The sequence below is a fragment of the Chryseobacterium mucoviscidosis genome (genome assembly GCF_002177115.1).
Taxonomy (GTDB): domain Bacteria; phylum Bacteroidota; class Bacteroidia; order Flavobacteriales; family Weeksellaceae; genus Chryseobacterium; species Chryseobacterium mucoviscidosis.
In genome coordinates, this window is record NZ_MVAG01000080.1 from 1 (window position 1) to 14,915 (window position 14,915).

Below are 14,915 nucleotides of genomic sequence, written 5' to 3' on the forward strand. Positions count from 1 at the left end.
CCTTCTTTTTCTTCAAATTTCACAATATCAAAATAATCCACTAAGTATGGTGGAAGCAAAAACTTTAGTAATTCTTGATCGTTTAGCATTATACAAAGATAAAACTACTTAACATTCCTCCCCAACTTTTGAGACTGATCCGTTTAAACATCATCATATTTTAACAAAACAATAACTATAACACCGTCAAAACGATGGTGTTATTTCATTACATTTGCAGTTTTGTATTTAAACCCTGAAAAGTTTAAATAATATTTATTTTTTTATAATAAAAGTGCATAATTTTTGTTTATGCAAATAGCTTGAAGAAACAACAAATGTTAATTAATAATTCCAAATATTACTCCCTCTTTCTATTTCTATTTTTTGCGGATCTCGTATACTCACAAAATTCGGCAAACGGCAGAATTGTAGACGCAAAAACCAATAAAGAAGTTTCCGGAGTGGATATTTTCATCAATGAAAATGAAAAGGCTGCTCTTACCACAACTTCGGGAAACTTTTCCGTACAGTCGGACAGCGTGATTTATAAACTTCGGTTTTTAAGAAAAAAATATTCTTTAGAAAGCATAGATGTAACTCCTCAAAACGCCACCAATATTTTTGTAAAACTGGCTCAGGAAAAAGTAAGCAGCATACAGGAAGTTGTTATCCACAACGAAAAGCCGAAATACAAAAACAAAAAAGAAAATCCCGCTTATGCCATCATGCAGAAAGTCTGGGAACGAAAAAGAAACAACGGTTTAGATAAATTCGATACCTATACTTATAAAGAATACGAGAAAATTCAGTTTGATGCCAACAATCTGGACAGCGCATTTATGAAGAGAAAAATCTTTAATAAACTTGAATTTATTTTCGATTATAAAGATTCTACCGCAAGCGGAAAAATTGGACTTCCCGTTTTCCTGAATGAAGCCATCTATGAAAACTATGGCGAAAACAGACCTTCAAAAAGATCAAAAAGGCTTTTGACTGCTCAGAAAACATCAGGCTTTCAGGACAATCAGATCATTACTTTAACGGCAAAAAACCTTTATCGCGATATCAATATTTACGATAATACGTTAAATTATTTCGACATCGGATTCCCAAGTCCCGTTGGAGAAACAGGGTTCAGTACGTATGATTATAATTTGGTTGATACCATTTCCATGCGGGGAGAAAATGCCTTTAAAATCCGTTATCAGCCGAAAAGAACGGAAGTTTTAGCATTTCAGGGATATCTTTATATTGATACCGACAGTTATGCAGTTTTAGGGGCAACTTTGAAATCGACTCAAAAGATCAACGTAAACTTCATCAACGGGATTTCTACAGAACTGGAATACGACAACCCCGATGAAAACACTTTTCTGCCAAGAAAATTTGTAACGGAGATCGAGATGACTCCTTTTTCCAAGAAGAAAACCTCAAAGAGCATTATTGCCAAAAGATCCGTCGATTATTCGGAATATCAGTTCAACAAACCTCTTGAGGATAAAATTTTTAAAAGAAACGAGGAAGAATATGATGATAAATTCGTAGAAAAAGATGATGCTTACTGGGTAAAAGCCAGACCGGATTCTCTCTCAAAAAGCGAACAGGGAATTTATGATATGCTTGATAAGCTTCAGCAGACTCCGAAGTTCAACCGTATTGTAAAGCTTTATGAAACGTTGGGTTCAGGATATTACAACATTACAAAAGGAATCGATTTAGGTCCGATTTTCTCCGTTTACGGAAAAAATGATGTTGAAGGAGACCGAATCAGAATCGGAGCAAGAACTTATTTCACAAGAAATGATCCTTGGAGAGTTCAGTTTTACACCGCTTACGGTTTTAAAGACCAACAGGTAAAATATGGTGCTGAAGGAAGATTCATGTTTAACAGAGTAAACCGTTTTACAATAGGTGCAGGAACAAGAAGAGACATTTTACAGTTGGGTGTTCAGCTCACGAATGATGACGGAATTATGGCAAGAACGTTTGCTTCTTCAACGCTTTTCGCAAGAGGAGAAAATGCTTCTCTAAGCTCCGTTAATCAAACCAACCTGTTTACGTCTATTGAGCCATGGAAAAACTTCCAGATCAGATTAGATGGAACAATGCAAAGCATTAAATCGGCAAATCCGAGCGGATTTAATCTGATGTATTACAAAAACGGAGATCTGAGAAAAACAACCAACGATTCGCATTTTACTTTAAGTTTGATTGCAAGACCGGGGGCAAAATTCTCACAAACCGGAATCGACCGATATGAGCACGGAACTTTGGCTCCGACTATTGTCTTAAAATACACAAGAGGAATTGAGGGATTATTCGGTTCAGATTTTAATTATAACAAACTGCAGTTCATGTTCTATAAACCCGTCTTAATTGGAAGCTGGGGAAAAACATTAATCAACTTTGAAGCCGGAAAGAACTTCGATACGGTTCCATTGGCTTTGCAGAACGTCATTCCGGGGAACCAGTCGTACAGTCTGGCGCAAAATACTTTTGCACAGCTTAATTATTATGAATTTGTTGCAGACACTTATACAACGCTGCATTTAGAGCATCATTTTAACGGAAAAATCCTTTCTTATATTCCTTTGATCAAGAAATTGAAATTAAGAGAAATTGCCTTCATCAGAGGAGCTTACGGAACATTAAGCGATGCTTCAAAAGCAATTAATGTGGAAGGATTCAAATATTCTGCTCCAAGCGAACACGTTTATTATGAATACGGTTTCGGGATTGAAAATATAGGTTTCGGAAACCTTAGAATTTTCAGAGTGGATTTCAACTGGCGCGGAAATCACCTCAACAGACCGGATATTTCAACTTTCGGAATTAAAGCTGGTTTTCAGGTCGGCTTTTAAAATATAAAACTCCTTCAGCGCGAAGGAGTTTTTTTTATTTCTTAAGATTCTTCACCATAACCTTTGCAGCTATTGCAATGCGCTACAATGTAAACAATTTTACACGGAGGTCTCTGCCCTTCCGGAATGCTGCAATAGACATCGCATGGTAAACATCCCTGATCCGGAGCAGCTCCTCCCATTACATTTTTAAGATCCTGTCTTTTGATTTTTTTTAAATTTTTCATAGTAATAGATTTTATAAAGTTGACAAAAAGCCCCGATATGAGGCTTGAGTTTCAGATTTAGCAGTCACAAGGCATTACATCAATAACCGAATTAATACAGTGTTGTTTCTGCCATGCTGTCCACGTACACCATTCGTAACACCAATCTGCGGGAATCGGACATCTTTCTCCTCCAGCAATGGCTTTAAGCTGTCTTTTCGTTAGTTTTTTTTAGATTTTTCATATTAGCTTGGTTTAATTTGTCGCCTACTCTGTTTGCTTTTTGGCTTACGCAATATATTAGTTATTTGATAGTTACCAAATATATAAATATTTCCCGTTAAATTGAATAAATATAAAAACTTTAACTTTTCCTTACTTCATTGCACAAAAAAAAGCCTCAGCAAAATTGCCAAGGCTTTTAATTTTTATAAAACGCTGAAATTATGCGTTTGCTTCTACAGATACGAAAGATCTGTTATTTGCTTTCTTTCTGAAAACTACTTTTCCGTCAACTAATGCGAACAAAGTGTGATCTTTACCGATACCCACGTTTGCACCTGGGTGGTGTTGAGTACCTCTTTGTCTAACGATGATGTTACCCGCAATAGCATCTTGACCACCGAAAATCTTTACACCTAATCTTTTAGAGTGAGATTCTCTACCGTTTTTGGAACTACCAACTCCTTTCTTGTGTGCCATTTTATTTTAAGGTTTTTTGGTTTAAAAAATTATTCTGCGCTTTCAGTTGCCTCAGCGTCAGCTTTTTTAGTTGTCTTTTTAGCAGGTTTTTCTGCTTTTTTAGCTCCTTCAAATCCTGTAATACCAGTAATCTGAATTTGAGTTAAAGATTGTCTGTGACCATTTTTCACTTTGTAACCTTTTCTTCTTTTCTTTTTGAAAACGATTACTTTATCAGCTTTTACATGATCAAGGATCTCTGCTTCTACAGTGATTCCGCTTACAGCTGGGGCGCCTACCGTGATTGCTCCGTTTACAGTAAGAAGTACTTTATCAAAAGATACTTTTCCTCCTTTATCTCCTTTTAAACGGTTTACAAACAACTTCTGGTCTTGCTCAACTTTGTATTGAAGCCCTGCTATTTCTACAATTGCAAACATTGTTTATAGATTTTTAGTTATTTCGAGGTGCAAATATAAGAAATATTTTCTAATCTGTTCAAATTCAATTCAATCTTTTTTTAAAATAAAATTTTAACTATGTTTTGAATAATTTTTCACAATAAAGTGATATGAAATTCCGTTTAAATTTATATCTTCGTTTTCACCAAAATATTTATATATGAAAAGAAAAATCCAATTCCCGATTCTTTTGGGAGCCATCGCTGCACTTTCTTTGTCAGCATGTAACGACGACACCATGGAAACGCCTGTACAGCCAGAACAACAGGCAGAAAACCTGAAACCGGAACAGCCGAATGCTCTTGAAAAAGTTTGTTATTACGTAGATCAGTACTGGAGTTCTTCATCTGTATTGCTTACTTCACTGCAGAATTCTGCAGACACCAACTTTATGAATTCCCAGATGACAAAAATTGCCAGTATGTGGGGAAGAAGCAATCCAACCTTAAGATTTGTGAATGATCCCTCAAATTTTAATTCTACCTACAATGCCATTTCGTATTCTACAGGAAAAATTTATTACGGCTATGCCATTTATTATGATGCAAAAGCAAAAGGAGGAGATATTGTAAATGCAATGATCCTTGCTCATGAGTATGGTCACCAGTTACAGTATATTTTCGGACTTCCTACGGTAACAGAATCCACAGCAAGACCCAACGAACTGGAAGCAGACGGCTTTGCAGGATATTACCTTAGAAGACCCAACGGCTATAACCAGACAAGTTTTGCACAGATTGCAGCCGCTTATGAATTTGCACAGAGCATCGGAGATTATCAGACCACAAGTCCGGGACACCACGGAACACCTCCGCAGAGAAGATCCGCAGTCCGTTTAGGATTTTTATTAGGACAGTACAACCTTAGTGCAACAGATTTCGATTACAACTTCTTCTATTATTATCAGGGAGTTTTAAACGGAACCTACAAAATGGCAAAAAACAGCCAGTATCCGGAACTTGATGCTTACATGAAGCAGTATCTTGATGAGTTGAAACAAATTCAGACCGGCGAAATTTCTGCTGAAGAATTTAAAAACTTAAAGTAAATCATCATTTTTGAAATATCTTTCTCGGGAGGCAGGACATTATTCCTGTCTCTTTTTCTTTATCCTGATATTCGTAAAGTTTCTTACTTTTGAAGCATCATACCTAACAAATGAACAGAGACCTCTATATTGATTTCGCAAAAGGACTGGCTACCATTTCCATCATCTTTATCCATACCGCTTTCTGGTCGGGACAGTTTTATATTCAGCCGGAAGTAAGGGTTTTCTCTTTAGTTTTCGATGTTGCCCTGTTTTATGCCTTAAGTGGAATTACATCCGGTTCCAATATCGAAAAAACATTATACAGACTGCTGAAACTGCAGATCACGTATATGATTTTTGTAACATTCCTCTTCTTTCTGGATTATTTCTTTAAAGTTTTCGGGCTCACTTTCTTTTCTCTGGAATGGCTGCAGAATTTTTATTCAACCTTCGGATCAAAGTATGCTACCACAAGTATTTCTACCGCTCCGCAATGGGAAAATTTGGGCAACTGGTATCTTCACCAATACATCAATGCAGATACTTTTCCTGTGGTAATGGGAAGCTTCTGGTATTTAAAAGTCTATTATATTTTAACGGTGTTCGGAGTTTTAATATTAAAATTCTTCCCGAAACATGTTAACTGGTTCATTGGACTCTGTGCCGGATTAACTTTATTATTTAATATTTTTCCGGAAATTTATCCTTCGGGACAGGTGGGATATGTTGCTTTTTACATGACTGTATTTCTAACTGGAAACAGAATGAAAGGCAAGAAAATTCCCGACAGGATGATTCCTGTATTATACGGATTGGTTGCGGTTGCACTGGCAGGACTGTTCGGGTTTTACGGACAGGAAATATTTTACAAAATCAATAAAAATAAATTTCCGCCACAAATCCCGTACATTATCTGGACTTTCTTCTCTTTGGTAACGCTTTTTGTTTTTTATAACCGATTAAAGATCACAAAAGAAAATGTGGTGACCTACATTGGTAAAAACGCGATATTTTTCTATTTCGCACAAGGGATAAGCTCTTCACTGGTTTACTTTTTAGTCGTTCCAATGAAGGGAAATATGCCTTGGTGGATTTTAATGATTTTAATTTACGGGATCAATATTATTCTGGCATTCATCATTTCAGCCGGCTTGAAAAAAGTTGATGAATGGGGTTGGAAAATATTAGAGTTTTTAAGAAGCAAAACGGCTTCTCATTAATCTCTGCTTCTTCCGCCTCTTGCAATAAGGGCAACAATAACGATTAAAACAACAGCTCCGATAATGATGTACGTTGGATTGGTGTACCATTCTGTTGTCGTGGTGGTTGTTTGTTCAGTAGTTACCGTTCCGCCGCCCGTTGCTGTTTCCTGAGCAAAGCTGAAAGCCGACATGAATAGAATAAGCATTGCTGAAAGTAAAGCTCCTGCTTTAGATTTTAAAGTGGTAATAGTTTCCATTGTTTATATTTTTAATTTGGTTTCTTGGTTAAAACAAATTAAATACCAAGATTTTTAAATTATTAAGAAAAATATTTTTTAACCGTTCTGAATATTTAAATAAACTTTAATCGTATCGCAAATTATTTTAATTTTACAGAAAATTTTAAAACATGTTTAAGTTGAAACTTCCTACCGATCCAAGGTGGGCAAATATTGCTGAAGGAAACATCGAAGAAATTTTAACGGATCATGCATGGTGCGAGCAAAAAGCCGCTACCAACGCGATAGGATTAATTACCATGCTTCCTGAATATCCGGAAATTGTAACGGAACTTCTTGCGATTGCGCAGGAAGAGTTGGAGCATTTTCGTCAGGTTCATGAGATTATTAAAAAAAGAGGTTATACTTTCGGACGCACCCGAAAAGACGATTATGTAAACGAACTGGTGAATTTTATCCAGAAAGGCGGCAACAGAGATGATCTTATTGTCGATAAAATGCTTTTTGCAGCCATGATCGAAGCCAGAAGCTGCGAAAGATTTAAAGTTCTGACTGAAAATATTAAAGATGAAGAGCTTAAAACCTTCTACAGAGAACTGATGATTTCGGAAGCCAACCATTACACCACCTTCATCGGGTTTGCAAGACAGCTCGGAGACGAAGAAAAAGTAAACAAACGCTGGGAAGAATGGCTGGAATATGAAGCCAAAGTCATTCAGTCGTACGGAAAAGGCGAAAGCATCCACGGATAAATACTATAAGATTGAAAAAACTGACGTTTGAAAATATTGCCAATTTTTTCCTGAAAAATTTCTTTCAGGGACTCGTGATTATCGGTCCGATCGGGCTGACAATTTTTGTTATCTGGTATGTTGTAACGTCTATTGATAATATCATTCCTTCCGTTGCAAAGGAAATTCCGGGGCTCGTTTTCATCTCAACCATTTTATTTACAGCACTTTTAGGCTTTTTGGGAAATAAATTCGTGGTCGGAAGATTCTTTTTCGATGCAATGGATCGTCTTCTTGAAAAAACTCCGGGCGTAAAACACATCTACACGCCCACAAAAGACGTAATGTCCTCATTTGTAGGAGACAAGAAAAAATTCAACGATCCTGTCTGGGTAAAAACCAACGAAAATCCTGAAATATGGAGAATTGGCTTTTTAACACAAAAAGAAATGGCAGACGTTGAAAAACACAATTATGTAGCGGTATACCTTCCCCATTCTTATGCTATTTCTGGCTGGGTAATCGTTACCGAAGAAAAAAACATTAAACCCGTTGTAGGGATGACGGCGGCTTCGGCAATGAAATTTGCGGTAAGCGGCGGTGTTGCAGGGTTTCATTCCGATGATAACATTTTCAAGGCTCCGGAATAGTCTATCTTTTTTTTACTTAAAAATATCGCAAAAGATATTCTTAAAGATCATTTTCTTTATCTGATTGAATTACAAGATTAAAGAAAACATTATCCTGTTCATTAAAGAATACATCTGATTTTTAGAATAAAATTTTTTCGCAGATTATTCATTTTTAATGAAAATTTTACAAATTAAAACAAAACTAACAACAATAAAAAAGATGGGCAAAGTTGCAATCATAGGAGCCGGTGTATCCGGTCTGAGTATGGCAAATTATTTGGAAAAAAATAATATCGACTATCATCTCTACGAAAGAAGAACCCCAAATGATCTGAAAGGTCACGGATTTATCCTTCCCAAAGAAGGAATTGAACATCTTTCAGCCATTATTGATATTAATGACCTTTATGCGAAAGGAAGTTTTCTGAAAAAATACATCCATTATAACCAAAGCGGAGAAATTCTTTCCGAAAAAGATCTGGATGATGTTTTTGTGGTTTCCAGAAGTGCTTTGATCGAGATTCTTGCCAAAGGAATTCCTTCAGATAAAATTTCTTACAATTCAACAGTTGCGCTGAATGGATTTTCGGAGGGAAAAGCACAAATTACGCTGGATGAAAATAATATTTTAGAAGCCGATGTAGTTGTTGTTTCAGACGGATCAAGAAGCCGCATCAGAAGAACCATTTTTCAGGATGAAATCATGAAAGCCGTTCTGGAAAATGAAGTGGTAAACATCATTGAAAACGAAGAATTGGCAGGCAGAATTGAAAGCAATTTCCTGAAATTTCATCATGAAAACGGAGGGCTTACTTTTGGCGTTTTAAAACTTTCATCCTCAAAAATCCTTTGGTACTGCCAGTTTGATATCACCAAACATTTCATCAACGAAGATTATACTCCGGATTGCATCAAGCAGTTTATGTTGGATAATTTTGGCAACTGGAATCCTCTTATTTCATCCATTATCGAAGGTTCTGGCTATGAAAACGCACACATCTGGAGAGTTTATGAGCTTGAAAAATTAAATCCTTTTTATCATCAGAATGTCGTTTTCATCGGCGATGCAGCACATCCGCTGATTCCTTTTACAAGTCAGGGCGTTACCTCAGCGTTGAAAGACTCTTTCACTTTAACCCAACTTTTAGCCGAAGGAAATGATCTTCAGGAAACCTTCAGCAGATACGAAGAAGACCGGAAATCTGAAATCGAAATCCACATCAAAAACGGAAGAGCCCTGCTGGAACAATTCCTTTTACCTCTGAACGAGCAGCCTAAAAACACTTTACCAATTTCATACAAATAAAATGTTTACAAACAACGATATCAATTTTGAAGCACTGAAAAGAAAAGCCTACAACGGAAGATGGGCAACTCTGGAAGAAGGTATTATCCCTTTAACCGCAGCAGATCCGGACTTCAGAATGTCTAAAGAAATAGAAAACGGAATTATAGAATATATTAAGGACGGCTATTTGAGTTATGGCCCATTCTCCGGACTTCCTGAGTTCAAAAAAAGTGTTGCAGAGCATTTTAACACCGGTAAAAAAGGCAGCTTTACACCAGAAAATGTGTTGGCTGTTAACAGTGCCGCGATGGGAATGTATATGGTTGCCAAATATGTACTGAATCCCGGAGATGAAGCTATTATTTTCGATCCGGTAGATTTCCTTTTCAAAAAGACAGTGGATTCTGTGGGCGGAAACATTAAATTGTGTGCGGTAAATTCTAAAACCGGAGATATCGACTTTGAAATGTTGGCCTCTTTAATTTCTCCGAAAACAAAACTCATCAGCATCTGCAATCCTCATAATCCAGTCGGAAGAATATATTCCAGAGAAATTTTACAGAAGATCGCAGACATTGCGGCAGCTCATGATCTTTGGGTGATGAGCGATGAAATCTGGAGCGATATTGTGTATGATAAAAAAGAATTCAACACCTACTCTTCTGTTTCCGAGAATGCTAAAAAGAAAAGTTTTACCGTTTTCGGATTTTCAAAATCATTCGGAATTGCAGGGTTGAGAATTGGTGCGGTCTTATGCAACGATCAGGAATTAATGGATGATTTCACAGAAAAATCCATGTTCAACTCTACTATTGAAGGCGTTTCTACATTATCGCAGATTGCAGCAAGCGTTGCCATTGATAAAGCAAAACCGTGGTTTAATGATTTTCTTACGCATTTACAGCACAACAGAGATTTAGCCCATAGTATGCTGAGCAATTCGGGCGTTTTAATTCCTAATCTTCCCGAAGCCACTTTTGTTATTTTTCCTAAAATCAACAACGGTATGTCGAGTGACGAATTTGCACAACACGTTTTAAAAGAAGGAAAAGTAGCGATTGTTCCCGGCTCGGAACGATGGTTCGGAAAAGGCGCTGAAGGACACGTAAGGATCTGTTTTTCAACCTCACAGGAAATCCTCACTGAAGGACTGAACAGAATAATCAATAGTTTTTAAAAATATAAAAGCGGATTCAAAAAATTTTGAATCCGCTTTTTATTAAAAAATATTCAGAAATTCATTTTTTTCTTAAAATTATACAGAATAATCATTTCTACATAATCACTGTTTTTATTTAATTTAAATACATTTATCAAACAAAACCATATTTTATTAACGATTTAAAAATAAAAATTAATATTTTTGATATAATTGCCAATTTAAATCTAATACAATATGAAAATTAAATACATAAGTGCATTTTTTCTTGGAGCATCTTCCGTTCTGTATTCTCAACAGATTAATGACACCATATCAAAAGAAGGAAAAATTGATGAGGTTGCCATTACAGGAAGCCGGAATAAAAAAAGAACAGTTATAGACACTCCGGTTCCGATTGACATCATTGACATTAAACAGGTAAGCCAGTCAACAGGGCAGATTGAAGTCAACCAGCTTTTACAGTTTTCAGCACCTTCATTCAATTCCAATAAACAATCCGGATCAGACGGAGCGGATGCAGTAGATCCTGCAACACTGAGAGGACTTGGACCAGACCAGACTTTGCTTTTGCTCAACGGAAAAAGATACCACCAGTCTTCATTAATCAATCTTTTTGGTACAAAAGGCCGTGGAAATACAGGATCGGATATGAATACGATTCCTGTAGGTGCGATAAAGAGAATTGAAGTTCTTCGTGACGGAGCATCGGCACAATATGGTTCGGATGCGATTGCAGGAGTAATCAACGTTATTTTAAATGACCGTAATCATGGTTTTGAAGGCAATGCTTTTTATGGGGTGAATCTTTTTAAAAGTCCGGGAGATCAAGATGTGGTTTCTGACCGAAAAATAGACGGAAATACTTTTGATTTCTATGGAAACTACGGAACAAAAATAGGTTCTAAAGGCGGTTTCGGAAATTTTACGGCAGAATTTGTCAATAAAGAATATGCCATTCGTAATGCCAATCCTGAAAAATATGATGCTCCGAGACAAAGATTCGGGGATGCAAAATCACAGAATTTTTATTTTTTCGGAAATATTGAGATTCCAATATCCGATAATTTAAAATTCTATTCCAGACAGGGCTTTTCGCACAGAAATACAGACGCTTATGCATGGACAAGAAGCGCGGATGCAGACGGAAATATTCCGCAGGTTTATCCTAATGGCTTCAATCCCGTTCAGGATACAAGCATTTCAGATTTTACTTTTGACAATGGCTTAAAATTTAAAGTGGCAGACTGGGAAGTGGATGCGTATAATGCGTTCGGAAGCAACAGATTTACCTATCAGATCGATCATACCATCAATGCGACATTAGGCGTAAAATCACCTACGAGTTTTGATGCGGGAGGACATTCTCTGCTGCAGAATACAACAGGTTTCAATGCAACCCGACAGTTTTCGGTTCTGGAAGGGATGAATGTGGCATTCGGTTCAGAATTCAGATATGAAAAATTCAATATTATCAAAGGTGAAGAAGCTTCTTACGCTATGTATGATGTGAATGGAAATGTAGTGACGGCAAATACTCCCTCAACATTATTGGTAATCAATCCTTTAAGCGGAGATGTAAGACCGGGCGGTTCGCAGGGTTTTCCCGGATATTCTCAGGAAATTAACAAGTCCCGAAATAATTTTGCAGCGTATGTAGATACTGAACTCGATATTACCAAAAACTGGATGGTAAGTGTTGCCGGAAGATTCGAAAATTATAATGATTTTGGAAGCACTTTGAACGGAAAACTGGCAACACGATACAAAATAACACCACAGTTTGCATTCCGAGGATCTTTTTCTACAGGCTTCAGAGCACCGTCTCTGGCTCAGAAATATTACAGTCTGCAGTTTACGAATTTTCAGGGAGGAAGTCTTGTAACCATTCAATTGGCATCTAATGACAGTAATCTGGCAAAAGCAGTCGGAATTCCGCAGCTCAAACAGGAGACTTCTGTGAATGGAAGCGCAGGATTCACTTTTAACACCGGAAAATTTACAGCAACAGTTGACGGCTACTATATCAAGGTAAAAGACAGAATTGTTTTAACAGGAAATTTCTCGCAGGATGATGATGCGATCGGAAATATTTTAATTGAAAACCGTATCGATCAGGCTCAGTTTTTCACCAATGCAATAGACACGAGAACTAAAGGGGTTGATGTGATTTTAAGTTTTAACGAAAATATAGGAAAAGGGAAACTGACGGCAACATTAGCCGGAAACTACAACGAAATGGAGATCACAAAGGTGAATACTTCCGACCGGCTGAAAGGAAAAGAGGATATTTATCTCAGTCCGAGAGAAAGAGCTTTTATTTTAGCTTCTGCACCGAAAACGAAGATCAATTTAAACCTGAATTATAAGATCAGTAAATTCAATGCTAATTTACAGTTGGTAAGATTTGATAAAGTGACTTTGGTAGGCTATAACGGACCGGACGATTACCAAATATACAATCCAAAAGTAACCACGGATCTTTCTTTCGGCTACGAATTTTCAAAAAATATTAATTTGACGATCGGAAGCAAAAATCTCTTCAACCGATATCCTACATTGCAAAAAGAGGCGGCTTCAGCCGGAAATACAGAATCGGGAGGTATTTTTGATCCTGTACAGATGGGATTTGCAGGAAGACAGGCTTTTGCAAGATTTAATTTCAAATTTTAATCTTATCCCATAATAAATAATGGCTTCTGGAAATTCTGAAGCCATTATTTATCTGAACAAAACTATTATTTTTTAGAAATTTTATACAATTTTCCGCTGTCCGTAACAGCGTAGAAATTTCCGTCGCTTCCATTGAGAACATCGCGGAATCTTTCATTCTGATCTTCCAGAAGCCTTTCTTCACCCACCACTTTGTTATCTTTCATTACAATCCGGTTGATGTGTTCTCCACTTAAACAGCCGATCATTAGATTCCCTTTCCATTCTTCGATATTTCCGGTATAGAAAGTAACTCCGCTTGGTGAAATTACAGGATCCCAGTAATAAACAGGCTGTTCTGTTCCCGCTTTTTGAGTCGTCCCATTGTTGATTTTATCTCCTGAATATTCGATTCCATAGGTTACATCTCCCCAACCGTAATTTTTCCCAGGTTTTATTAGATTGATCTCATCTCCGCCTCTCGGTCCCATTTCTACATCCCACAAATTTCCATTCGGATCGATTGCCAGACCTTGCGGATTTCTGATTCCGTACGCATAAATTTCAGGTTTAAATCCTGTTTTTCCCATGAAAGGATTTCCGGGAGCCGGCTGTCCTTCTTTCGTTATTTTTAAGATTTTACCTAAATAATTATCTGTTCTCTGAGCATAAACTCTGGTTTGCTTATCTGATCTTTCTCCTGTACTTACAAACAGATTTCCGTCTTTATCAAACGCCAATCGGCTTCCATAGTGCTTGTCTCCGTCGTACGTTGGAGTTGCTCTGAAAATTACTTTTACTTCAGAAATCATTTTTAAATCCTGAGAAAGTTTTCCTTTTGCAACCGCAGTATGATTTCCATTTCCATAAGGTTCTGAAAAACTGAAATAAATGATATTGTTTGTTTTAAAATCAGGATCTAAAGCTACGTCTAACATTCCGCCCTGACCTTTGGAATCTACTTTCGGGAAGCCTTCGATTTTTGAAATTTCTTTTCCGTCGGCAGAAACCACTTTCATATATCCTCTTTTGTCCGTAATTAAAAATTTTCCGTCCGGTAAATTGACAATTCCCCAGGGTTTTCCAAGATCTTTATTTAAAATTTCAACCTTGTAAGGCGTTGAGGTTTTTACAGCTTTTATTCTGGTCTGTCCGGCAAAAGCAGGTTTATATTCGGGAGAATTAGGCTCTTTCGTTTCTACGCTTCCGTCTTTTCCGAGCTTTTGGGCATTAAGTTTATTTTCTTTGCATGATGAAAATAGGAGAATTAAACTGATTGCTAGAATATAAAATTTACTGATTTTCATTGAATTAGGATTATTATTTTAATTTCAAATGGAAAAATAATGCCATAAAATTTGGTGGTTTAAATTTTTATTCTATATTTGTAGAAACAAATAACAATCCGTAGAATATGAAAGAAATAAAACTGACCGATTCTGAGAAAGATCTCATGGAAATTCTTTGGGAAAAAGAAAAAGTTTTCATGAAGGACATTTTAGAATCCTACCCTGAACCAAAACCAGCCACTACAACTATTGCCACCCTTCTGAAAAGAATGCAGAACAAAGATTTTGTTGGCTACAAATTGTATGGAAATTCCCGCGAATATTATCCAAAGATCGCGAAAGGAGCTTATTTCAAAGAAGAAATGACTTCCATGATTGACCGTTTTTTCAACAGTTCCGTAACGCAGTTTGCATCGTTTTTTACGTCCAATGCAAAACTTTCCCAAAAACAACTGAAAGAACTCCGTGAAATTATCGACCAGCAAATCGAAGAAAAATGATG

Annotated in this window: 14 protein-coding genes; 9 read left to right on the forward strand and 5 right to left on the reverse strand. The window is 36.8% G+C overall.

Annotated features, from left to right (window positions below; translation table 11 throughout):
* The first annotated feature begins 317 nt into the window (after window positions 1-317).
* Window positions 318-2,843, forward strand: coding sequence for a DUF5686 family protein (locus B0E34_RS03755; protein WP_087706874.1), 2,526 nt, complete (start codon window positions 318-320; stop codon window positions 2,841-2,843).
* Between the two features lie 41 nt (window positions 2,844-2,884).
* Here B0E34_RS03755 and B0E34_RS03760 read toward each other — a convergent pair whose 3' ends face one another.
* The 3 genes from B0E34_RS03760 to rplU all read right to left on the reverse strand — a co-directional run bounded on the left by B0E34_RS03760 (window position 2,885) and on the right by rplU (window position 4,170).
* The gene (locus tag B0E34_RS03760) at window positions 2,885-3,070 is read right to left on the reverse strand and encodes a bacteriocin-like protein (protein WP_076391300.1); all 186 of its coding nucleotides are present in this window, start codon (window positions 3,068-3,070) and stop codon (window positions 2,885-2,887) included.
* A gap of 423 nt (window positions 3,071-3,493) precedes the next feature.
* Window positions 3,494-3,751, reverse strand: coding sequence for a 50S ribosomal protein L27 (gene rpmA, locus B0E34_RS03765; RefSeq protein ID WP_047399085.1), 258 nt, complete (start codon window positions 3,749-3,751; stop codon window positions 3,494-3,496).
* A gap of 29 nt (window positions 3,752-3,780) precedes the next feature.
* Window positions 3,781-4,170, reverse strand: a complete 390-nt coding sequence (gene rplU, locus B0E34_RS03770; protein ID WP_076391298.1) for a 50S ribosomal protein L21 — start codon at window positions 4,168-4,170, stop codon at window positions 3,781-3,783.
* Between the two features lie 181 nt (window positions 4,171-4,351).
* Between rplU and B0E34_RS03775 the strand changes: the two genes are divergently transcribed.
* Both B0E34_RS03775 and B0E34_RS03780 read left to right on the forward strand, forming a co-directional pair.
* Window positions 4,352-5,239: a neutral zinc metallopeptidase gene (locus B0E34_RS03775; RefSeq protein WP_087706875.1), complete on the forward strand. Its 888-nt coding sequence runs from the start codon at window positions 4,352-4,354 to the stop codon at window positions 5,237-5,239.
* Window positions 5,240-5,349: 110 nt separating this feature from the next.
* The gene (locus B0E34_RS03780) at window positions 5,350-6,441 is read left to right on the forward strand and encodes an acyltransferase family protein (protein WP_087706877.1); all 1,092 of its coding nucleotides are present in this window, start codon (window positions 5,350-5,352) and stop codon (window positions 6,439-6,441) included.
* On the opposite strand, the gene B0E34_RS03785 is transcribed toward B0E34_RS03780, so the two are convergent.
* On the reverse strand, window positions 6,438-6,680 hold the full coding sequence (locus B0E34_RS03785) for a hypothetical protein (protein ID WP_087706879.1): 243 nt from the start codon (window positions 6,678-6,680) through the stop codon (window positions 6,438-6,440). The genes B0E34_RS03780 and B0E34_RS03785 overlap by 4 nt on opposite strands.
* A 152-nt stretch (window positions 6,681-6,832) precedes the next feature.
* Between B0E34_RS03785 and B0E34_RS03790 the strand changes: the two genes are divergently transcribed.
* From B0E34_RS03790 to B0E34_RS03810, 5 genes are all read left to right on the forward strand, one after another.
* Window positions 6,833-7,414 carry a MiaE family protein gene (locus B0E34_RS03790; RefSeq protein WP_087706880.1) on the forward strand — a complete coding sequence of 194 codons (582 nt, stop codon included), beginning with the start codon at window positions 6,833-6,835 and terminating at the stop codon, window positions 7,412-7,414.
* Between the two features lie 11 nt (window positions 7,415-7,425).
* Window positions 7,426-8,043: a DUF502 domain-containing protein gene (locus B0E34_RS03795; RefSeq protein WP_072963666.1), complete on the forward strand. Its 618-nt coding sequence runs from the start codon at window positions 7,426-7,428 to the stop codon at window positions 8,041-8,043.
* A 202-nt stretch (window positions 8,044-8,245) separates the two neighbouring features.
* Window positions 8,246-9,331, forward strand: a complete 1,086-nt coding sequence (locus tag B0E34_RS03800; RefSeq protein ID WP_087707057.1) for an FAD-dependent oxidoreductase — start codon at window positions 8,246-8,248, stop codon at window positions 9,329-9,331.
* 1 nt (window position 9,332) lies between these two features.
* A complete protein-coding gene (locus B0E34_RS03805) occupies window positions 9,333-10,490 on the forward strand; it encodes a pyridoxal phosphate-dependent aminotransferase (protein WP_087706882.1) in 1,158 nt (385 codons plus the stop codon).
* 219 nt (window positions 10,491-10,709) lie between these two features.
* On the forward strand, window positions 10,710-13,145 hold the full coding sequence (locus B0E34_RS03810) for a TonB-dependent receptor plug domain-containing protein (RefSeq protein ID WP_087706884.1): 2,436 nt from the start codon (window positions 10,710-10,712) through the stop codon (window positions 13,143-13,145).
* 65 nt (window positions 13,146-13,210) lie between these two features.
* Here the strand turns inward: B0E34_RS03810 and B0E34_RS03815 are convergent, their stop codons facing one another.
* Window positions 13,211-14,431 carry a PQQ-dependent sugar dehydrogenase gene (locus B0E34_RS03815; protein ID WP_087706886.1) on the reverse strand — a complete coding sequence of 407 codons (1,221 nt, stop codon included), beginning with the start codon at window positions 14,429-14,431 and terminating at the stop codon, window positions 13,211-13,213.
* A gap of 107 nt (window positions 14,432-14,538) precedes the next feature.
* On the opposite strand from B0E34_RS03815, the gene B0E34_RS03820 reads away from it, so the two are divergent.
* Entirely contained in the window at window positions 14,539-14,913 is a 375-nt protein-coding gene (locus tag B0E34_RS03820) for a BlaI/MecI/CopY family transcriptional regulator (RefSeq protein ID WP_087706888.1), read from the forward strand.
* Window positions 14,914-14,915 lie beyond the last annotated feature (2 nt).

What these genes read in the sequence shown, in the direction of transcription:
- B0E34_RS03755 (WP_087706874.1), top strand. Translation starts at nt 318, where the DNA reads ATGTTAATTAATAATTCCAAATATTACTCCCTCTTTCTATTTCTATTT.
- B0E34_RS03760 (WP_076391300.1), bottom strand. Translation starts at nt 3,070, where the DNA reads ATGAAAAATTTAAAAAAAATCAAAAGACAGGATCTTAAAAATGTAATG.
- rpmA (WP_047399085.1), bottom strand. Translation starts at nt 3,751, where the DNA reads ATGGCACACAAGAAAGGAGTTGGTAGTTCCAAAAACGGTAGAGAATCT.
- rplU (WP_076391298.1), bottom strand. Translation starts at nt 4,170, where the DNA reads ATGTTTGCAATTGTAGAAATAGCAGGGCTTCAATACAAAGTTGAGCAA.
- B0E34_RS03775 (WP_087706875.1), top strand. Translation starts at nt 4,352, where the DNA reads ATGAAAAGAAAAATCCAATTCCCGATTCTTTTGGGAGCCATCGCTGCA.
- B0E34_RS03780 (WP_087706877.1), top strand. Translation starts at nt 5,350, where the DNA reads ATGAACAGAGACCTCTATATTGATTTCGCAAAAGGACTGGCTACCATT.
- B0E34_RS03785 (WP_087706879.1), bottom strand. Translation starts at nt 6,680, where the DNA reads ATGGAAACTATTACCACTTTAAAATCTAAAGCAGGAGCTTTACTTTCA.
- B0E34_RS03790 (WP_087706880.1), top strand. Translation starts at nt 6,833, where the DNA reads ATGTTTAAGTTGAAACTTCCTACCGATCCAAGGTGGGCAAATATTGCT.
- B0E34_RS03800 (WP_087707057.1), top strand. Translation starts at nt 8,246, where the DNA reads ATGGGCAAAGTTGCAATCATAGGAGCCGGTGTATCCGGTCTGAGTATG.
- B0E34_RS03805 (WP_087706882.1), top strand. Translation starts at nt 9,333, where the DNA reads ATGTTTACAAACAACGATATCAATTTTGAAGCACTGAAAAGAAAAGCC.
- B0E34_RS03810 (WP_087706884.1), top strand. Translation starts at nt 10,710, where the DNA reads ATGAAAATTAAATACATAAGTGCATTTTTTCTTGGAGCATCTTCCGTT.
- B0E34_RS03815 (WP_087706886.1), bottom strand. Translation starts at nt 14,431, where the DNA reads ATGAAAATCAGTAAATTTTATATTCTAGCAATCAGTTTAATTCTCCTA.
- B0E34_RS03820 (WP_087706888.1), top strand. Translation starts at nt 14,539, where the DNA reads ATGAAAGAAATAAAACTGACCGATTCTGAGAAAGATCTCATGGAAATT.